This window comes from Bacillus cereus group sp. MG9 (genome assembly GCF_040459995.1).
Taxonomy (GTDB): Bacteria; Bacillota; Bacilli; order Bacillales; family Bacillaceae_G; genus Bacillus_A; species Bacillus_A mycoides.
This window is the reverse complement of sequence record NZ_JARVHC010000001.1, coordinates 3,018,208-3,038,127: the sequence shown is the minus strand read 5'-3', so window position 1 is coordinate 3,038,127 and position 19,920 is coordinate 3,018,208. Positions and strand designations below refer to the sequence as shown.

The following is a 19,920-nucleotide window of genomic DNA, read 5'->3' as shown; positions in this document are numbered from 1 at the left end:
AAAATATTGTTAAGTAACTAAACCCCAATTTCTCGATTTTAATATAGAGAAATTGGGGTTTTTATTTTTGTATTTCTTTAATAATGATCAACCTCTTTTATAAATCTACATTATTTAATAGATTAATTGAGATAAAGATCAGGATAGTTAGAGGAATGATTTTTATATTTGTCTAAGTTATAGAGATTTTCAATAAATAAATAGTAAAATACGATATTTATTTATTAAAAAACGATAAATTCTATGTTAATCTTAAAAAAAAAGATAGACAAGGATGAAGAAGAATGAAAAAATATTTTTAGTTGGACTTTCTACCATAACTTTAATTATTATTGGTTTTGTCTCTTACATTACATTAACAACGAAAGATCCATTAAGTGACAAAGAATTTCCAAAAACTCAAGAAAAAGCAAAGGCAACTGCTATTGAATATTTTCAAAAAGAAAAACAGTTAGATGTTGTTATAACTAAAGTTGGAGTAGTGGGAGAAATAGGATATAAAGTTTGGATCGAAGGACATGAGCTGAATAATGAACAACAAAAAATTGATGCAATTATAGATGTTGCAAAAGAAGATAAATATAAAGTAATAAGTTCTAATATCAATTAAATATTAAGTATTACGTATAATTGATATTACCTTATAATTCTACCTTTAATATGAAAAAACGCTATCCTGTTTGTAGAAATATACAGAAAGGATGGCGTTTTTGTATGGATCTTTCGATTCAAGATGAGTTTCATTATTTGCTGAAGAATTACAGTTATCTCTGCATTTTATCTTTATATCAGCATGCTGTTATCTTGATATAACTATGTTGCATTTAGTAGTGACAGAAATAGTGAAAGATTTCTAATTGGTTAAAATATAAAATGAACTATTTCTTCATAAAAATAAAATTAATCGTGGGGAAGATGAAATATGCAAAGAACAATTTTAATTGTAGAAGATGAAGATATTTTACGTGAAATAATGAAGGATTACCTACTAAACGAAGGATATAACGTCTTAGAGGCGATTGATGGGAAAGAAGCATTATCTATATTTGAAGAACATGAGGTACATTTAATTATTCTAGACATTATGTTACCGGAATTAGATGGTTGGGCGGTCTGCCGGCGAATTCGTAAGAAATCTAATGTGCCTATTATTATGCTAACGGCTCGGGTGGATGAAGATGATACCTTACTCGGATTTGAACTGGGAGCAGATGATTATGTTACAAAACCATATAGTCCTCCTATTTTATTGGCAAGAGCAAAACGATTAATTGAAAGCCGATATACTTCTACTGTTGTTAATGTATCTATGGAAGACACATTAACTAGTAGTGGTATCCATGTACATTTCCCTTCTCGTACAGTAAATATAGATGAGGAAGAAATAAATCTGACGCATACAGAATTTGAAATATTAACGTATTTCATGCAAAATCAAGGGATTGTAATTTCGAGAGAACAACTAATCACTAAAATTTGGGGTTATGAATTCGCTGGGGATGATCGTACTGTTAATAGTCATATCCGTAATTTGCGTCATAAATTAGGGCAAAAAGCGACTTGTATTGTAACCGTTGTTAGAACTGGCTATAAATTTGAGGGACAGGTATGAAAAAAGGAATTGTATTAAAGTTATTTATATTAACAACGGCATTATGCACACTTATTTTAGTGACTATTTTTATTGGACAAACCATATTTTTTAAGCAATATTATTCGAATCGAAAAGTTAATGATATTAAAACGAATATTCAATCCTTTGAAAAGGCATATATAAAAGCTGGAGATGACGCGAAAAGGATTCAAGAATTGGAACGAAATTTCTACCAAGATAATGCGACATGGATTACAACGCTAGATAGTGTAGGGAATATAAAATATGCAAGTGATTTTTCTTTACAAATTCAGTTAGATCCTAACGAAAATAAGACCTTTTCTGAACGTTTAATTCAGATACCGTTGTATAGTTTTGTTAATTTAGAAGATATACAAAGGATAAAAGATAGTTTAGAACAGGGGAATCATATTATTATCGATGGAGTGCAGGAAGGTGATGCAGTAGTCCCTGCGATGTTAACAATAAAAGAGAAGAATGTTGGTTTGGAGAACAAGCAGTTGTCAGAGAGGTTATATGGCCCAAAAGTCGCATCTTCAAAAGGAAATTCACAGTTATATTTAGCAGGAAGTATTAAGAACGTGCAGTTACCGGAGGGTACTGTAGGAACTAACTCTATTTATGGAAATCGTGTGTTAATAGATAGAATAAAACAATTTCAGGTTGATTTAATATTAAATCAAAAACCAAATAATATTACTTCTACAGAAATAGTGGATTATGAAGAAAATGATATTAAATATAAACTATTAATCAAACCAACAATAGATGCAGATGGTAAGGTAAATTATATATTTGCTATGACATCATTACAGCCAGTTGATGAAGCTGTGCAAATGATAAAGGATTATTATGTATATTTAATTATATTTGTTTTGATTTTAATCGTTTTGATATCGTTCTATTATTCAAATAAAATTGCCAAACCACTATTACAAATAAATGATACTACAAAAAAAATCGCTGGTTTAGATTTCTCAGAGACAATACCTATTACTACAAAGGATGAAATAGGTGCTTTATCACAAAATATTAATACACTTTCTAAGGCTTTGCATTCGTATATTAATCAATTGCAGCAAGATATAGAGAAAGAAAAGCAATTAGAAAATACACGTAAAGAATTTATCGCTGGTGTTTCACATGAGTTAAAAACACCTTTAAGTATTATGAAGAGCTGTATTTCAATTTTGGAGGATGGTGTTGCTAGTAATAAAAAGGAGTATTACTTTAAAGCAATGTCAAAAGAAGTAGATAAAATGGATATGCTCATTATTGATATGCTGGAGTTAGCAAAATTCGAGTCTGGTACGTATAAAATGGAAATGGATGTTTTCTATATTGATGAGATGATTGATTATATATGTGAGCAATTAACCTCGGATATAACAGCTAAGCAATTACATGTCCATAAACAACTTTCTAAAATTGAGGTAGTTGCAAATCCACATCGAATAGAACAGGTGGTTACTAACTTTATTACGAATGCGATTCGTTACACACCAGAACATGAGAATATTATTATTTCTACATTAGAAGAAAATGAACGTATAAAAGTATGTGTAGAAAATAAAGGGGCTCATATCGCGCCAGAACATTTAGAGAAAATATGGGATCGTTTTTATCGAGGAGATACGTCTCGTCAACGTTCCAAAGGCGGAACAGGATTGGGCCTTGCTATTTCAAAAAATATATTAGAGCTGCATGGCGCGGAATATGGTGTTTCGAATACAGAAGATGGAGTATTATTTTTCTTCTATTTAAATAAAAACGTGTAGAATTGTCGTTCTACACGTTTTTATCATTTTTAAACAAAATCGACATTATCTGCATCTTATCTTTATCAGCATTCATTACTATTTTCATTAGAAACTGAATGAAAAGCTGATAAGGAGATTGTTAAAATGAAAAAAAGAGCGACATTGCTTTTATTTATAATATTAATAATGGGCACAGGAGTTAGTTTCATACATGCTAAGGGGCATAAAAATATATCACAAGAGGATTTACGATTAAGAGGAAAAACAATTGTAATTGATCCAGGGCATGGTGGAGGAGATAGAGGGACGAAAGGAAAGAAATTTGGAACGATTGAAAAAGAGCTTAATTTAAAAGTAGCACAAAATATAAAGAAAGAATTAGAAGAAAGAACGGATGCAAAAGTTATATTAACACGTGAAAAAGATGCGAGTTTACTTTCAGAAACAAAACAAAAGGAAGAATTGCAAGCGCGTGTCAAAGTAGTGAAAGAACATGCGGCGGATCTTTATATTAGCATTCATCATGATGCTTTTGAGGATACAAATGTAAAAGGAATAACAACTCATTATGGATCTAATAAAAGGAAAGATAAAAAATTAGCTAAGATCGTACAAGAAGCTATTTTTGATCAAAATATAGACAGCCGAGATAGAGGCGTTCATGGCAGTGATTTTCTTGTCTTACGAGAAAATCCTTCTCCGGCTATCCTAATAGAATTAGGGTTTACATCTAATGCGAGTGATGAAAAAAGAATGAATTCAGAAGAATTCCAAGCAAAATCGCAAAAAGGAATTGTGGATGGCATTATTAATTATTTTACGATGTAATAAAATAGGCAAATAGAAAAATACTATTCTTTCTAAATCTTAATTAGGAAGAGTAGCATTTTTTATTTTTGGTGTATATCCAGTTTTCAAATTTAAGAATTAACTTAACTTTATTCTTTAACTGATTTCGACATTATCTGCATTTTATCTTTATCCGTCTCTATTAATCTATTTATTGTAGATACCGGTTGAAACTAATGATTCAGTCGAGTAAAGGCTCAGCCTTATAAATAATGAATATGAAAATTAATAGGGAAAGGATCGAAAAATAATGAAAGAATCACAAAGTAAGAAAAAAACAAGTCGATTAACTAAGGTAATAATATCTCTAGGAGTTGTTTTAGCAACGACCTTTTTCACTTTCTTTTTAATTGGAAAATGGCACTCTATCCCAGCGAAGGGAGTAGCTAATGAAAGTATGAAACAAGTTAATACGCAACAACAAGAAAAGAAAAAGGAAACATCACCAGCAAAACAAAAAAGACCTGATGGAAAACCGGTAGGAAAAGTTGTCTATTTAACATTTGATGACGGTCCTAGCGAATTGACTGGGAAATTTTTAGATGTACTAAAAGAGCAAAATGTTGCTTCGACATTTTTTATGCAAGGTAGTAATTTACAAAATACAGGTTTTCAGGAAAATGTAAAACGAGCAGTAAAAGAAGGACATTATATTGGTGCACATAGTATGACACATAATAGTGATAAGCTATACAAAAAGGGACAATTTGTACCAGAGATGAAAGAAACGTTAGATCTTATCCATAATATTACGGGCACAACTCCTAAACTAGTCCGTCCACCATATGGATCTGCACCAGGATTAAAGGGTGAGGAAATTCGTAATCAAATTGTAGAAGCAGCAATAAAAGTTTGGGATTGGACAGTAGACTCAAATGATTGGAAATTAAAAGATAATCCAACTCAGATTATAGAAAATGTAAAAAAACAGACAACAGAAGAAGTAGAAGTTGTTTTAATGCATGAAAAGGCGCAAACATTACAAGCACTTCCTGACATTATTAAATTTTATAAAGAGCAAGGGTATGAATTTGGTGTATACAATGATGCAGATCATTTTCGTCTAAATTTCCAGAAAGATCAACGTTTATAGTATATACATGGTTGTCTTTAAAAATTGGTTTTTATCAGTAAAAATGTTATCTAATTTTACTAATAAAAGCACTGTAAGGAAGGAAATTGTATATGATTAAAAAAATAATTACAATCCCATTGATAGGTATCATCGCTTTATCAGCTTGCGGAAATCCAGATAGTCAGAGAGATATTACTAGTCCAGTCTCTAAAATAGACTCTTCTTCTACCACTTTTGAAAAAGAACACATCTCTTCGTCTAATATAGATACTTCGACATTTAAATCTATTTTTAAATCAAGTGTATTTTTAGGGGATTCCATTACAGATGGACTTCATGATATTGATATATTAGACGAAGAAAACATTGTAAGTGGTATAGGGAAATCAATTGGAGATGCTCAAAAAAATATAGAGCAAGTAGTTAATCAAAAACCGAAAAATATATTTATTTTACTTGGGTTATGTAATCTTAGTGAAACAAAAGAATCTGCAATAACCCAATATTCTCAACTGATTCAAAAAATAAAAGAAAAATTACCTGATACAAAAATAAATATCCTATCAATTACACCAGTTACACCAGAACGTACACAAAAAGAAGAGCGTTATAAAAACATTAATGATTTTAACGAAGGATTTAAAGTGTTAGCAAAGAAAGAACAAGTGAATTTTATCGACTTGTCTCCGATATTTAAAGATAATCCAGATCTCTATGTTAAGGATGGCATCCATTTTAAATCTGAATTTTACCCGATTTGGTTAGAATATTTAAAAAATCAATTAAAATAAACAAAAACGTTTTTATTATTAAGTTATTACTGTTAATGTGTTTAATGTTTATAGCTAATACAAAAAGGAAGTGAACTATTGCTAGCTACAATAATTCGCTTCCTTTTTTGTTTAAACCAACACATATTCCCTACCTTGAAATCGACCATTAATAAACCATTTCATGGGTTATTAAATATATTTTCTTCAATCAAATTTCATATTCAATCTCAGAAATATGAGCATCAAATTATTCTTCTGTTAAGTTATTTAATAACTAATTTTCAAACTGTTGATTCTTTAAATTATATCTATATAATCTGCATCGTATCTTTACCTGTAACGATTAATCTATATTTTGTAAACGAAAGGTTCGCATTGAAAACAAAAATAGCATTGCTATATACACCATCGCTTACGAAATAATGACTTGAGAGGAAGATAGAAATGTTAAAGAAAGTATGTGTTTGTCTACTTACGGGGGCCGTTGCATTGACCTCCGCAGCCTGTGTAAATAACGAGACTGAAAAACCATCAAATAAGGTTACTCAAAATGCTACGCATGAAAAAATATCGAAAGATAGTGCGTATAAACCTATTTTTAAAAATAGTTTATTCTTTGGAGATTCCATTACTGAAGGAATGATTGATCAAGAATTAATCGAAGATAAAAATATTATGGCTGACAAGGGGAAAGTTACAGCAATCGCTATAGAGGAAGATGTTAACAAAGTAATAGAAACAAAACCTGAACATATTTTTATGAGTTTTGGAACGAATGATTTACTGATGCCTATGGATCTCGAGGGGAAACCTATCGACAATCCAGTTAAGTTTTCAATAGATAATTATTCCAAATTAATACAAAAAATAAAAGAAAAACTTCCAAATGTAAGCATACACCTTTTATCTGTTACACCAGTTGCAGATAAGGTATTACAAGAACACCCACAATATAAACATATTGATGAATATAACGAGAAACTTAAAGAATTAGCAAAAGCTGAGAAAGCAGAGTACATCGATTTATCTCCAATCTTTGAAAAAAACAAAGATTTACATGATCAAGATGGTGTGCATTTTAAAGCTGATTATTACAAGATGCTACTTGAACAATTGAAAGGTTCTGTTAAGTAGTATCTATATTTGAAATTTACAGTTCTTATGTAAGGACTGTAAATTTTTAAGAAAAAATAATTGTAGGAGGTGAAAGAACAATGGTGTTCAGTAGTTTAACTTTTCTTTTCGTGTTCTTACCATTAGCTCTTATTATTTATTACGTATCACCTAAAGTTCTTCGAAATTTTATATTATTTATCGTCAGTCTCATTTTTTATGCATGGGGTGAGCCTGTTTATATAGTTATTATGATATTCTCTACTATATTTGACTATGTTAATGGCGTGCTTATAGATAAATATAGAGATAGAAAGGGGATTACAAAAGCGATATTTATTAATTCCATAATAATAAATTTAGGAATACTGGGATTCTTCAAATATTATGGTTTCGTAATAGAGAATATCAATACTCTTTTCAATTTAAATATTCAGGTCGAAACGCTTCCTCTTCCGGTGGGAATCTCATTCTATACTTTCCAAACGATGTCTTATGTGATTGATGTTTATTTAGGGAAAGTACAAGCGCAAAAAAATATTATTTCTTTTGGTACTTATGTTACGATGTTTCCTCAACTTGTTGCAGGACCTATTGTAAAATACAGTGATATTGACAAACAATTACAAGAAAGAAAAGTAACATTTGATCGTTTTGGTGAAGGAATGGAATTGTTTATTAGAGGCCTTGCGTTAAAAGTACTTTTAGCTAATAATATAGGACTTCTTTGGACAAGTGTAAAAACAACTTCTATATCAGAACTTACGATCCTTACAGCATGGATTGGGATTATTGCTTTTGCTTTCCAAATATATTTTGACTTTAGAGGATATTCAGCTATGGCTCAAGGGTTAGGCAAAATGTTTGGGTTTGATTTTCCAGAAAACTTTAATTATCCCTATATATCAAAAAGTGTAACTGAGTTTTGGCGTAGATGGCACATATCGTTAGGCTCATGGTTTAGAGAGTATGTATATATTCCTTTCGGCGGAAATCGGACTGGATTAATCAAGCAACTTAGAAATTTACTTATAGTTTGGTTCTTAACAGGATTGTGGCATGGAGCAAACTGGAATTTTATTGTTTGGGGATTGTATTTTGGATTATTTGTAACACTAGAAAAGCTATTTCTTTTAAAATGGCTTAAAAATAGAATGAGCTTTATCGGACATGTGTATACACTTATCATTGTTTTAATTGGATGGGTATTTTTTGAATTTGAAAACTTATCAGTAGCAATGAATTTCATAGGAACAATGTTTGGCTTTAATCAATCCGTTTTCTTGGATAATAAAACTCTATATTATTTAACAACTAATTTTATACTATTTATTGTCCTTGCATGTTGTTCAACACCATTCCCAAAAAGGGCAATTGTATATGTTAGAGAAAAGCTGAAGTTACTAGGTGCTATTGGCATTCCAGTTTTGTATGTCATACTAGCAGTTCTTTCAACGGCGTATTTAGTGAATGACACATATAATCCATTCTTATACTTTAGGTTTTAATGATATCGTATTTGTTTGAAAGGGGTGAGTTACTTGAATCAGTATGAAAAAATATACAAACACACATTGGCAGGGTTATTGACACTCTTTATAGGGGGAATGTTCAGTGTAAATTTACTAACTCCCAATAAAACATTTTCAGATGAAGAGAATAGAAAGCTAGAACAGTTTCCGGCGTTCTCTTTCCAAAATCTTATAGAAAAAAAGTTCACTTCTAGCTACGAAAAATATATTTCTGATCAGTTTGCATTCAGGGACTTTTGGATAAACGTGAAATCTGATATGGACTACACACTAGGAAAGAAAGAGAATAATGGTGTGTATATCGGTAAAGATGGCTTTTTACTTCAAAAGTTTAGTAAGCCTGAAGAACAAGATGTAAATAGCAAAATAGAAGCAATAAATGATTTTCATCTTGCAAATCCTAATGTGAAAATGCAAGTCATGTTAGTACCTACAGCAACTAGTATTTTAGAAAATAAACTCCCAAACTATGTTTCTCATAGTGATGAGCTTACGTATATTAATAAAGTAAAAAAATCTTTAGATAAGGATATAAACTTTATTGATGTATATCCTGTATTGAGCTCTAAAAAGGATGAATATATATATTATAAAACTGATCATCATTGGACTACTAAAGGTGCATATTATGCCTATCAAAAGCTAGGTGAAAATATGAATTTTACTCCTAATAAAGATGGTTCATTCAACATTAAACAAATTACAAATAGCTTTTATGGATCCCTATATTCAAAAGCAGGCTTTAAAAATATAGATCCTGATAGTATTGAATTATATCAACAAAAGAAAGCTACCAAATATAAAGTAGAGTATATAGATGAAAGCAAAACGTCAACATCGCTTTATGAAATGGAGAACATTAAGAAAAAAGATAAATATACTGTATTTTTCAATGGGAATCATCCATTAATAAAAATAAAAACTGATAATACGAATGGGAAAAAATTATTAGTTGTTAAAGATTCTTATGCAAATTCTTTATTGCCTTTTTTACTACCGCATTTTAGTGAAATCCATATAGTCGACCTTAGGTACTATACAGATAGTCTAAAAATGTTGGTACAGAAAAATAAAATCAATGATATGTTAGTGCTTTATAATGGAAATACTTTCTTTGAAGATGCATCCGTAAATGATTTATCTGAATAAATGAATTGATTATATTTAATGTATATCCTATCTATAACGAGCAGTATCCTCGTCTTTAAATTATTTATGTCAATGGCCGTATTCATTAAATATAAATCGTTACAATCCTGGTTCAAATTAAATGTTTGACCCAACTAAACGAAAAGGAGAATTTAAACTAATGATAAATTTGTTGAAACCTTTTAATATAAAATTCGTTATTACTATTATTGTTTGTACGATTACCTTAGGAGCTTTAAGTGGTTGTTTTGGAAAAAAAGAAAGTGTCAATAGCCTTTCAGCTACAGAAATAGGGGAGAAAATTAAACATGTTACTAACTTAGAAGAAATGAAAGAAGGAGATAGTAAAAAACTTCAAAAGCTATATAACATAAATGCTGATGAAGTCGAAAGTTTTGTGCTATATACTGCTCCTACAAATATCAAAGCTGATGAAATTGCTGCGATTAAAATAAAAGATATGAAAAATGTAGAAAGCATTAAAGAGAAAATTTCAAATAGAATTGAAAAAAAATCAAAAAGTTTTAAAGACTATCTTCCAGAAGAATATTTCTTAATAGAAAAACGTGTCTTAAAAACAAAAGATAATTATATCCTTTTAGCAATATCAAAGGATGCTGATAAAATTGAAAAAACGTTCGATGAAATTTTCAAGTAATATAGATTTGAAAAAAAGGTGATTAAATAAAAATATTTTCATATCGTGATTTTTTATTACTAAATCAATAACTAAGCCAAAAGCCGATTTCCTATACGATAAGGAAATCGGCTTTTTCTTTATAAAATTTTATTTAGCTTATGAAGCTTACGTTTTAAAATAATATATTGAATTTATGTTAAAACGGCATTTCAGGGCTTGTATTATTTTTTCTAAACTTATCCCGCATTAACGGGCAGTAAGACCCCCACCTCAAAATTCAGCGGAAGCAAAGAAGTTAGGTGGGGGATCAACTGCCCGTAAAAGCCCGATTGGTTCAACTAATAATCAGTGGGGGATGAACAAAACCCCCACTGATTAAAGTTTCACTTTATTAGTTAAGATTATTCGACAAGTATAGTAATGATAATTTAAAGTATAGAATATAGAATATACACATCTTAGGGAGGGCATATATGTGAAGAAGTGGATGAAAATTGTTCTTTACTCTTTACTAGGTATTTTACTTATAGGAAGTATTACGTTTTTGACTTGGTCTCAGTTTACTTATAAACAAACGAAAGAGGCTTTGTCGTTAGTAGATGATAAAAAAGATGAAGGTAATATAGTATTTGGAGCGAAAGATGCTAAAGTAGGGGTTATTTTTTATCAAGGAGCTAAAGTAGAAGCTGAGGCTTATAGTTACTTAGGAGAAGCTCTTGCAAAAGATGGGTATTTTGTAGTGATGCCTAAGTTACCATTAAACTTAGCGATACTTGGAATCAATGCGGTAGACAGTGTAATTGAACAGTATCCTGAAGTTCAAAAATGGTATGTTGCGGGGCATTCAATGGGGGGAGCTATGATTTCTAAGTATGCCTTTCAACATGAAGACAAGGTAGACGGGATCATTTTCTTAGGTTCGTATCCTGCAGATGATTTTTCTACCAAATCAATTCCGATGTTATCAATTTATGGGGAAGTAGATGCTTTAGCAACTGTAGAAAAAATAGAGAACAATAAAAAGTTAATGTCAAAGAATACAACTATGCACATGATAAAAGGCGGAAACCATGCTCATTTTGGTATGTATGGTGAGCAAAAAGGTGATAATGCGAGCTTAATTACGTCAAAAGCACAACAAGATGAAACAGTGAAAGTAATTGAAGAATGGTTATTAAAACAATGATAGCGAATGTAATAAATTTACCGAAAGGATTCTCCCATCTCAAGCATGTGTAGGAAGATAGCCTAACGGTAGGTGGGAGAGATAATAAAGAGCCAACTCGTACGAATTGGCTCTTTTATTTATTTGCTATCTCCAATTGTCCCCTTATTTTCTCCGGAATGTCCTTTTCAGAAATAATGTCGTAGGAATAGACATACTTACCTTTCACATGAATTTTTAAGTAAGTTTTTCTTATAAAATCATTAGGAGTGTTCGTTCCTACTTTATATTCCTTCTCATTCCTTAATTCATCAACACCTTTTAGCGAGTACATAGCTCTTCCTTTATGATGGTAATCTGGAACGTCATATCTCTCCGCAATAGCGTATACATTTTTTTCTTCAGCAATCGGATTAAATCTGTCTAAATCTCCACGTAATATGAAAGGTAGTAAGTATATAGGGAGGCCTATTCCTAGTATGCAAATTACAAATTTCTTCATGATCGTTTCTCCTCTTGTTCATTTACATGATTCAGTATAGAAAAAAATTCTTATAAATATAGAGGGAAATTCCTTAAGGTTTTCTTAATAAAGTTTAACCGTGTGAAAAAAAGATTAACTTGAGCATTAAGCTTACGGAATGAATAGCTAAATAACCTGTTTTCTTTATTTTTTGATGGTAGGTTATTTGGTGTTATATTGGTATGAGTGAATTAAGAAATAAGTGGGATTTAGGAACTAGAATAAATTTATCTTACAGTAATAGGAGAATTATCTAAATAAATTATAGTGAGAACAATTAAAGAAAGCATCTAGTGGGGTGCTTTTTTCTTTTGGAATAGAGAATCCCATGGGTCAGTTACATGTAATTCAGCGCTGTGCTTCTAGGTCATTGGAAAATCCAACGATAAAAAAAGAGGGGGAAGGCATTTTTTATTGAAGTTTGTTAATGATAGCTTTTTAACTTGAGAGGGGGATCGTAAAATAGATTATTAATCTCTTTGATAATTTTTATTTTCCTTATAATTGGCATACTGTATTAGAAATTTTTAATTTTGAAAGGAGAATCAATAATTATGGGTAAGAAAAGAAGAATAAGTAATAAGTTATTACTTGTCAGTGCAATTTGTACAATAACAATTCCCTCAGTCTCATATGCGGAGGAAGTAATTTCACCTGAAAATTTTACGAGTTCTTCAAGTTTGTATGAGGGACGGAATACGGAAGTATTGAAAACAAGCTTATATCCTGATACATATAATTATCTGTTTAACCACCAATTTATTTCGAAATTAAAGGAAGCAAACACAACTATAAAAAAAGTAGACAATAGTGATGATGAAAATCCTATTATATCTACTACTCTTTCATTTATTCGCCATATGAATAGTGAAGATTATAAATCTGCATTTGATTTAACCTCAAGGTCATTACAGAAAATAATATCCAAAGAATGGTTGAAGAGCTATTGGGAGGGACTGCCAGTTCAATTACAAGCAGGTTCTTTTATAGAAATTGGAGAGGTTACACAAAAAGAGACAAATCCTGTTCATACAAATGTGGAGATTCAATTAGTTTTTGAACAAATGACTGTACCTTTACTAATAAAACTAGATCCATCTGGAAAAATAGACGATTTTCAACTCAGCATGTCGTTTAGTCCTGTTGCAGAGCGTCCATCATATAGTAAGCCTGAATCATTTGTTGATAAAGAAGTGGTAGTTGGAAGTGGTGCATTTCCATTACCAGGAACATTGTCTGTTCCAAAAGGAAAGGGTCCTTTCCCAGCGGTTATTCTTGTTCAAGGATCTGGAGCAACTGATCAGGATGAAACAGCGTTTGCTTTAAAACCATTTCGCGATTTAGCTGAAGGTCTTGCATCGAAGGGAATTGCTGTCCTTCGCTATAATAAACGAACATATGAACATGGGTTGAAAACACAATTCAGTCCCTTTTATACAGTTGATAAAGAGACAACAGATGATGCTCTTCTTGTAACTCAATTTCTTAAAAATGAGCCTCTAATAGATAAGAATCAAATTTATATTCTGGGTCATAGTCAAGGTGGAATGATGCTTCCGAAAATGATTGAAAAAGACCAAAATCAAAATATTGCTGGGGCAATTGTAATGGGAGGGCCAGCTCGTACGATCCAAGACGTTGTTTTAGATCAATTTGAGTACCTTTTTTCTATTGGAGCAATGAACCTAGAGGAATATAAATTCTACAAATCGCAATTTGAATTATTAAATGATCCCAATTTCTCTAGTCAGAATCCCCCAAAAGATTTTTACTTAGGATCAGCAGTATTTTGGGATTCTATCCGGAAAATTAAAGCAGCAGAAATGTCAAAAGAACAAAAGACACCGCTTCTTATTATTCAAGGAGAAAGAGACTATCAAGTTCAATCAAAAATCGAAATTCCTCTTTGGAAAGAACAATTAAAAGAACGAGATAACGTTGATTATCGACTATATCCAAAGTTAAATCATTTCTTTACAGAGGGTGATGGGGAAATAAGTAAGCCGGATGAATATTATAGTCCTGCTAATATACCTGAGTATGTTATAAATGATATTGCTGCTTGGGTGCAAGGAAGATCGCAATTAAATTAGCAATCGTATGTTTTAATAAAGACGTTCTTTCTGTAATCAAAATAGAAACATTTTTATTAGGTTATATGTTTTTTAAAAGCACTCTTTGAAAAGGAGTGTTTTTATATTTTCCTTTGATTTAATTAACGAAAAAAATATCTTGTACTCCTTTTGTAACTTTTTCTAAATAGAAATTTTCTATAAAATAAGGGGCTTGCCTTCCAAACAAATCGTTATTTGTAACACTTTTATTAAAGCAAAGTTCTCGTGACATCGCTTTGATATTCAAAAACATTAATAATCTATTGTATTAAGTTTTTTGAAAATTTAGGTTTAACATCTTTAAAATAGGTGTATTACATATTACATAACAACTAAATAAAAAATCTAAAGGAGGAAAGATACCATGCATAAGAATGAAAGAAAACCGGTGGTTCATGAATATCAAAATGAACAGGAAGTAGTTATGAAAGTAAAAGAGCTAGAATTGCAAGGGATTCGCCAAGATGACATTTATGTCTTAGCACATGAAAAACATCTAACAAAAAGGATTGCGGATGATACAAACACAAATACGATTGGAGTAAAAGAACAAGGATTGGGCACAAGTATTATCAACTTTTTCTCCAAAAAAGGGGACGAACTCCGAAATCAAATGGAAGAAATGGGGTTGTCGAAGGAGGAAGCTAACTTATATGAAGAAAAACTAGATCAAGGGAGAATTTTACTCCTAGTAACAGCTGAAACACCAATGGCGAGTGATAGGCAGCCGCAAAACTATCATTCCCTCTAATAGATTGCAACATCTGATAAATAGGTAAGGTAATGCTAATTTCCTATTTCAAGAAAAGATTGAAATAGACTATATTTTAGGCTGTAGCATTGAAGAAAATAAAAGTAGAGAAGGATGAGGAAAATGAAACATACAATATTTAAATATGCTGTGATTGGGATTATGACCGGAGTCATGGTCTCCCTATTAAAAAAAGAAAATCGGAAAGCTATACAAACAAAAGGAAAAAGCGTAAAAGACAAACTACAAGAAGGAAACATAAAGGAAACATTGGAGAAGGTAACTGAGACAAGTAAACAATTCTCTGTAACTGCAGCTAATGTTGCAAAACAAACATTACCACAACTGCTTACAGCCACACCAGTTGTCATTTCTACCATTAAAGATTTAACAGAAAACGAAAATAACAAAAAGAAAAAAGATGAAAAGGATTACGAAATAAATCAAAATAGTAAGGACATAGACGGGGAAAAAACGAAAAATGAAAAGAAATATATGAAAGAAGGGAAAGAAGAGAGTGCCTAGATTTAAGTCTAAAAAGAGAAAGTGAGGAAAAAAGTATGAAATCTCTGTATGCGATTGATGTAGGAATTGGCTTTACCAAGCGGGCATATCGACAGGATGTAGATTCTGAGATGACGATCAAGAGTGAAGCTTCCACACTAGCCCCTGTACCTAATCATGCTGAAAGTGAAGATTTAACAAAGGTAAGTTTTATAGACTTAGACTTTGCATACTACATGGGAAATGAAGCACATCAATCTGACGCTTCATTTCTTCCTCCATTTGACGAAGAAATAGAAAATTATTATGAAAGCGAACGGTTTAAACAACAAATATTTGGTTGCATTGCAAAGGATTATAAAGAAAATGTCGTGTTACCTTTAGTTGTTACCGGGCTTCCCGTCACTTGTTTTGGTAGTCAGCATGAGCAATTACAAAATGTATTAAAAAAAGAAAATTCCGTGCAAATTGATGGGAAATTTATTAATATTACGGTGAAAAATGCTTTGATTCTTCAGCAACCGGTCGCTTTACATGCCTATTTCTTAAAAGAGGGAATCATTCAGGAACGAGATCGTATCTTAATTATTGATGGTGGATTTCGTACATTAGAAATGACAGATATGAAACAGAATGTCATTTTAAATCATTATGAGACGGAACTAGGATGTAGCAAGCCTTTGAAAAATATTAAGAATATCCTACAGAATCATGCGGGTGAAAGTAATCACTTGCATATTAACGACATGCCAAAAATATTAGAAAAAGGATATGGGGGTCGAGAAGAAAATCCTCAGACAAGTCAGGTTGATACTTTGATTCAAAAAGAGTTGGATACACACTTCCAAGACGTTATGCGTGTATTACAAGAACAATTTAAGTTAGACCAGTATGACACTATTATTTGGACAGGAGGAATAGTAGATATCCACAAAAAACGAATTGAAAAAATGCAAGGTGAAATTTCTTCTTTCCGTATGGTAGACGCTTCGAAAGAGGCTGCACTTCATGGATACTATATGATTGGAAGTCAAGTATTTGACGACATCACCAATCAATCTGCATATGAATCCAAATTATAATAACGACCGAAATGGAGTTCGTTGAATAGACGGCCAAATTATGTGGCTTCTTTTCCACATATAAATAAGAAAAGATAAAAAGTGCTTGTATAGAGGAAATGTTTAAAATTGAGAATACAAATAACTAATATATAGGGGGGCTTCCTTGTAACAGAAGAAGACCTCCTATGCCATTTAGTTTGTAATTTAGATGATCTAAAAACTTTTCCTCCAAGACATGAATACCTACATACAAATTTCATATTACGGATATTATTCGATCAAACATAAAACTATTCAGAAAGGAAGAATAATATGGAATGCATAAAAATGCCGAAATGGAATTGGTATCATGTGAAAACTAGTGAGCTTGAAAAACTTTCTTCTATAATCCCTCGTGATTTAACATCTTATTTCTCTCAATTTGTAAAGAAAATAAGTTCTCCTTGTGAAAATGGATTATATGTTTATACGTTATCACCAAGTCAAACTTGTGTATATGGTTCGTTTTTATATGATCAAGATAAAAAGGACGCCAAAATTCAAAAATTTCTTCATTATTTCGTAGCTCATGGAATATTGATAACGGTCCAGGAAAAAGAGGAAGAGGATTTTCAAGAATTAATACATAATTTCCCTATGGGTATAAAAAATTGTAATAGTTCCGTTGAAGGATTATGTGCCATCTTATCAATGTTTATATCTCACTATTTGCGAGAGGTTGACTATTTTGAAAACCATTTTAGAAATGTATTATGGGATTTTTATCATCATAATAACATAGCAGTTTTAGAAAGAATTTATCATATTCGTCATGAATTATTTATGAACACACATGTGTTTCGCTTAATACAAGAAGTGTTACAAGGCCTGAAAGAAGCTTGGTTAGAAAACATAACAAACACCCTTTGTTATAAACAAACACACGTAAAATTAGAGCGTGGATTACAACTTGTTAAAGAGTACCAAGAAGAATTAGACACGATGATTCATTTACAAGAAGTTGTTTCTTCTCATCGTGGGAATGAAATTATGAAAGCCCTTACTGTATTAACTGCTGTAAGTACGCCTTTGACGGCCTTAGGAGCATTGTGGGGGATGAATTTTAAATATATGCCTGAACTAGAATGGAAATATAGCTATTTAATCGCTCTCTTATTTATTATTTTCACAACAGGTGGTATGTATTTTTATATGCGAGTTAAAGGATGGACAGGTGATTTATTACGAGTAAAGAAAAAGAAATCTTTTTTTAAATCTCATTAATCCTGTTTATAAAAAATATGATAGATATTAACCATAGGTATATGGTTAGTAATATTTATTAATTGAGGTAGTGCCATATCCCCATCAAGTTAAAGTTTTGATGTCCCCGCAATGATAAAAATGGTGAATATTTATATGAAAGATTAGAGTTCTCCTTCTTGTAGGAGGGCTCTAATCTTTTTTTTAAAACCATATTATATACAGGGGCAGACTCATCATCTGAAATTTGTCCGGATTCAATTTAGAATATGACAAAAGAGAACTTGCGTTAGAAAACAAGCTCTCTTTAAAAGAAATAACGTAATTGAGATACTTATATATTAACAATTGTTTTCTTCTAATTCCATATGTCTCATGTTGAGAAATAAATTATAAGTGGTGTAATAAAACTAAAAAGGATTATTGACATAATATTTAGACGATAATATAATGAATCTCGAATTCAAGATAACTTGTAAAGGATTGGTAATTATGAGCGTGATTAACGATGAGAGCTTATCTTTAAAGTTATTTGTTATATTATCAAGGGCAGTACAGTCAATTACTAAGCGTATTGAAAAGGATATAAAAATTTATGGACTTAATCCAACTAATTTTGCATTGCTTGAGCTACTATACAGTAAAGGCAATCAGCCTATAAAAAAATTGGAGACAAAATATTACCTGCAAGTAGTAGTATCACGTATGTAGTGGATAGGTTGGAAAAGAAGAGGTGAAAACCATGTCCTAAAGACCGCCGTGTCACGTATGCGTCAATTATTTTAGAAGGTAGTGAATTAATGGATACTATTTTCCTTCAGCATAAAGAGGGGATTCGGCAAATATTTGGTAGTTTGGACTATATGGAGAAAAAATGATAATTGAACAGTTGAAAAAGTTAGGATATTACGCACAGGAATTGTGAGTTTTTGGAGATTATTTCTGTTTAGTAATATCCTAATTAAATATAAGTTAAATAAATAGGAGGAAAAATTAATAAATGGTAGTAAATTTATTGTAATACAAAATGAATAAATCATGTAATTGCAATTGATATAGTAGGAAAGATAGTTGTTATGTATAACGTATACATATCATCCTTTTCATTATAAATCTTTCATAAAGCGGAGAGTGGGTATCAAGAATGGAATTACGTCATTTAGAGTATTTTATTCAAGTTTGTAATAATAATAGTTTTACTAAAGCTGCGGAAGTTCTAGGTATTTCACAGCCGACTTTAAGTCAACAAATACGTGTTTTAGAAGGTGAACTTGATACACCCTTGTTTCATCGAGTTGGAAGAGGGATCAAAATGACTGAAGCGGGTAAGCTGCTATTTGATAAAGGAAAATTTATCATGCAACAATTTGATGACGTTTATAATGAAATTTTTGAATTAAAGGGTGTAAAAAGAGGTGTGATTACTATAGGAGGTTTATTAGAGGATCTCACTTATTTAACACCTTATATTATGAAGTTTCAACAACATTATCCCAACATCGTAGTAAAAATTATAGAGTCCGAAGTTGCTGTAAATCAAATCGTTGACAAAAATATTGATTTAGGGATCACACGTAGTGCTCAAATTCCAGACACATTAACAAGCACCCTTTTGTATAGCGAAGAGCTCGTCCTTGTAATTCCAAAAAACCATCCTTTGAATGAAAAATCATTTGTTTCTTTTCGAGAATTAGCAGGGCTCAGTAGAATAATGGTTTCATGTAGTTGTCGTGAATCTATTAAGATATATTCTGAGAGTTTAGGGTTATCTTTATCTGAAGCAAACATAGAAACAAAATCTTCTATTTCTCTATTGAGCCTTGTATACAATGGACATGGGGTTGCCATAATACCTCTTTCACTGGTTGACTTTGTTAATAATGATAATTTGAGCATGGTTCGTATTACTGATCCGACACCAAGTCAGGATATTAATCTTATTCACTTTGATGATAAATTTTTAAGTTTTGCAGCACGTATCTTTATGCAGAAGTTAAATGAGCCTGAAAAAGTATCAGTATAATAGAAACAATAATGATTATAGTGTGAGA

The 19,920-nt window shown here is 31.2% G+C and carries 19 protein-coding genes and 1 pseudogene; 18 read left to right on the top strand and 2 right to left on the bottom strand.

The window, feature by feature from the left end; genetic code table 11:
- The first annotated feature begins 274 nt into the window (after window positions 1-274).
- The 11 genes from QCI77_RS15620 (at window position 275) to QCI77_RS15570 (ending at window position 11,692) form a co-directional block, all read left to right on the top strand.
- Window positions 275-610 (top strand): hypothetical protein, encoded by a 336-nt coding sequence (locus QCI77_RS15620; RefSeq protein WP_353825200.1) that lies wholly within the window; start codon window positions 275-277, stop codon window positions 608-610.
- Between the two features lie 312 nt (window positions 611-922).
- Entirely contained in the window at window positions 923-1,612 is a 690-nt protein-coding gene (locus QCI77_RS15615; protein WP_353825199.1) for a response regulator transcription factor, read from the top strand.
- Entirely contained in the window at window positions 1,609-3,393 is a 1,785-nt protein-coding gene (locus tag QCI77_RS15610; RefSeq protein WP_353825198.1) for a sensor histidine kinase, read from the top strand. The genes QCI77_RS15615 and QCI77_RS15610 overlap by 4 nt, the downstream gene beginning before the upstream one ends.
- 126 nt (window positions 3,394-3,519) lie before the next feature.
- Window positions 3,520-4,203, top strand: coding sequence for an N-acetylmuramoyl-L-alanine amidase family protein (locus QCI77_RS15605; protein ID WP_113735225.1), 684 nt, complete (start codon window positions 3,520-3,522; stop codon window positions 4,201-4,203).
- A 271-nt stretch (window positions 4,204-4,474) separates the two neighbouring features.
- Window positions 4,475-5,317 (top strand): polysaccharide deacetylase family protein, encoded by an 843-nt coding sequence (locus QCI77_RS15600; protein ID WP_353825197.1) that lies wholly within the window; start codon window positions 4,475-4,477, stop codon window positions 5,315-5,317.
- Window positions 5,318-5,409: 92 nt separating this feature from the next.
- Window positions 5,410-6,090: a GDSL-type esterase/lipase family protein gene (locus QCI77_RS15595; protein ID WP_002137131.1), complete on the top strand. Its 681-nt coding sequence runs from the start codon at window positions 5,410-5,412 to the stop codon at window positions 6,088-6,090.
- A gap of 426 nt (window positions 6,091-6,516) precedes the next feature.
- A complete protein-coding gene (locus QCI77_RS15590) occupies window positions 6,517-7,206 on the top strand; it encodes a GDSL-type esterase/lipase family protein (RefSeq protein ID WP_353825196.1) in 690 nt (229 codons plus the stop codon).
- A gap of 80 nt (window positions 7,207-7,286) precedes the next feature.
- Entirely contained in the window at window positions 7,287-8,693 is a 1,407-nt protein-coding gene (locus QCI77_RS15585) for an MBOAT family O-acyltransferase (protein WP_353825195.1), read from the top strand.
- A gap of 33 nt (window positions 8,694-8,726) precedes the next feature.
- On the top strand, window positions 8,727-9,866 hold the full coding sequence (locus tag QCI77_RS15580) for a DHHW family protein (protein WP_353825194.1): 1,140 nt from the start codon (window positions 8,727-8,729) through the stop codon (window positions 9,864-9,866).
- A gap of 160 nt (window positions 9,867-10,026) precedes the next feature.
- Window positions 10,027-10,524 carry a DUF4358 domain-containing protein gene (locus QCI77_RS15575; protein WP_060752009.1) on the top strand — a complete coding sequence of 166 codons (498 nt, stop codon included), beginning with the start codon at window positions 10,027-10,029 and terminating at the stop codon, window positions 10,522-10,524.
- A 457-nt stretch (window positions 10,525-10,981) separates the two neighbouring features.
- Window positions 10,982-11,692 carry an alpha/beta hydrolase gene (locus tag QCI77_RS15570; RefSeq protein ID WP_353825193.1) on the top strand — a complete coding sequence of 237 codons (711 nt, stop codon included), beginning with the start codon at window positions 10,982-10,984 and terminating at the stop codon, window positions 11,690-11,692.
- Between the two features lie 115 nt (window positions 11,693-11,807).
- Here QCI77_RS15570 and QCI77_RS15565 read toward each other — a convergent pair whose 3' ends face one another.
- Entirely contained in the window at window positions 11,808-12,173 is a 366-nt protein-coding gene (locus QCI77_RS15565) for a YxeA family protein (protein ID WP_353825192.1), read from the bottom strand.
- Window positions 12,174-12,748: 575 nt separating this feature from the next.
- Between QCI77_RS15565 and QCI77_RS15560 the strand changes: the two genes are divergently transcribed.
- Window positions 12,749-14,287, top strand: coding sequence for an alpha/beta hydrolase (locus QCI77_RS15560; protein WP_002165492.1), 1,539 nt, complete (start codon window positions 12,749-12,751; stop codon window positions 14,285-14,287).
- A 118-nt stretch (window positions 14,288-14,405) separates the two neighbouring features.
- Here QCI77_RS15560 and QCI77_RS15555 read toward each other — a convergent pair whose 3' ends face one another.
- The gene (locus tag QCI77_RS15555; protein ID WP_088031541.1) at window positions 14,406-14,561 is read right to left on the bottom strand and encodes an acyl dehydratase; all 156 of its coding nucleotides are present in this window, start codon (window positions 14,559-14,561) and stop codon (window positions 14,406-14,408) included.
- 111 nt (window positions 14,562-14,672) lie between these two features.
- Between QCI77_RS15555 and QCI77_RS15550 the strand changes: the two genes are divergently transcribed.
- The 6 genes and pseudogenes from QCI77_RS15550 (at window position 14,673) to QCI77_RS15525 (ending at window position 19,892) form a co-directional block, all read left to right on the top strand.
- Window positions 14,673-15,059, top strand: coding sequence for a YflT domain-containing protein (locus QCI77_RS15550; RefSeq protein ID WP_044441740.1), 387 nt, complete (start codon window positions 14,673-14,675; stop codon window positions 15,057-15,059).
- A 123-nt stretch (window positions 15,060-15,182) separates the two neighbouring features.
- Window positions 15,183-15,584: a peptidase U61 gene (locus tag QCI77_RS15545; protein WP_353825191.1), complete on the top strand. Its 402-nt coding sequence runs from the start codon at window positions 15,183-15,185 to the stop codon at window positions 15,582-15,584.
- A gap of 35 nt (window positions 15,585-15,619) precedes the next feature.
- Window positions 15,620-16,645, top strand: a complete 1,026-nt coding sequence (locus QCI77_RS15540; protein WP_353825190.1) for a ParM/StbA family protein — start codon at window positions 15,620-15,622, stop codon at window positions 16,643-16,645.
- 294 nt (window positions 16,646-16,939) lie between these two features.
- Window positions 16,940-17,890 carry a magnesium transporter CorA family protein gene (locus QCI77_RS15535; RefSeq protein WP_353825189.1) on the top strand — a complete coding sequence of 317 codons (951 nt, stop codon included), beginning with the start codon at window positions 16,940-16,942 and terminating at the stop codon, window positions 17,888-17,890.
- 471 nt (window positions 17,891-18,361) lie between these two features.
- Window positions 18,362-18,794, top strand: a pseudogene (locus QCI77_RS15530) (MarR family winged helix-turn-helix transcriptional regulator).
- Window positions 18,795-19,013: 219 nt separating this feature from the next.
- On the top strand, window positions 19,014-19,892 hold the full coding sequence (locus tag QCI77_RS15525; protein ID WP_044441733.1) for a LysR family transcriptional regulator: 879 nt from the start codon (window positions 19,014-19,016) through the stop codon (window positions 19,890-19,892).
- The last annotated feature ends 28 nt before the right edge of the window (window positions 19,893-19,920 follow it).

What these genes read in the sequence shown, in the direction of transcription:
- QCI77_RS15620 (WP_353825200.1), top strand. Translation starts at nt 275, where the DNA reads ATGAAGAAGAATGAAAAAATATTTTTAGTTGGACTTTCTACCATAACT.
- QCI77_RS15615 (WP_353825199.1), top strand. Translation starts at nt 923, where the DNA reads ATGCAAAGAACAATTTTAATTGTAGAAGATGAAGATATTTTACGTGAA.
- QCI77_RS15610 (WP_353825198.1), top strand. Translation starts at nt 1,609, where the DNA reads ATGAAAAAAGGAATTGTATTAAAGTTATTTATATTAACAACGGCATTA.
- QCI77_RS15605 (WP_113735225.1), top strand. Translation starts at nt 3,520, where the DNA reads ATGAAAAAAAGAGCGACATTGCTTTTATTTATAATATTAATAATGGGC.
- QCI77_RS15600 (WP_353825197.1), top strand. Translation starts at nt 4,475, where the DNA reads ATGAAAGAATCACAAAGTAAGAAAAAAACAAGTCGATTAACTAAGGTA.
- QCI77_RS15595 (WP_002137131.1), top strand. Translation starts at nt 5,410, where the DNA reads ATGATTAAAAAAATAATTACAATCCCATTGATAGGTATCATCGCTTTA.
- QCI77_RS15590 (WP_353825196.1), top strand. Translation starts at nt 6,517, where the DNA reads ATGTTAAAGAAAGTATGTGTTTGTCTACTTACGGGGGCCGTTGCATTG.
- QCI77_RS15585 (WP_353825195.1), top strand. Translation starts at nt 7,287, where the DNA reads ATGGTGTTCAGTAGTTTAACTTTTCTTTTCGTGTTCTTACCATTAGCT.
- QCI77_RS15575 (WP_060752009.1), top strand. Translation starts at nt 10,027, where the DNA reads ATGATAAATTTGTTGAAACCTTTTAATATAAAATTCGTTATTACTATT.
- QCI77_RS15565 (WP_353825192.1), bottom strand. Translation starts at nt 12,173, where the DNA reads ATGAAGAAATTTGTAATTTGCATACTAGGAATAGGCCTCCCTATATAC.
- QCI77_RS15560 (WP_002165492.1), top strand. Translation starts at nt 12,749, where the DNA reads ATGGGTAAGAAAAGAAGAATAAGTAATAAGTTATTACTTGTCAGTGCA.
- QCI77_RS15555 (WP_088031541.1), bottom strand. Translation starts at nt 14,561, where the DNA reads ATGTTTTTGAATATCAAAGCGATGTCACGAGAACTTTGCTTTAATAAA.
- QCI77_RS15550 (WP_044441740.1), top strand. Translation starts at nt 14,673, where the DNA reads ATGCATAAGAATGAAAGAAAACCGGTGGTTCATGAATATCAAAATGAA.
- QCI77_RS15545 (WP_353825191.1), top strand. Translation starts at nt 15,183, where the DNA reads ATGAAACATACAATATTTAAATATGCTGTGATTGGGATTATGACCGGA.
- QCI77_RS15540 (WP_353825190.1), top strand. Translation starts at nt 15,620, where the DNA reads ATGAAATCTCTGTATGCGATTGATGTAGGAATTGGCTTTACCAAGCGG.
- QCI77_RS15535 (WP_353825189.1), top strand. Translation starts at nt 16,940, where the DNA reads ATGGAATGCATAAAAATGCCGAAATGGAATTGGTATCATGTGAAAACT.
- QCI77_RS15525 (WP_044441733.1), top strand. Translation starts at nt 19,014, where the DNA reads ATGGAATTACGTCATTTAGAGTATTTTATTCAAGTTTGTAATAATAAT.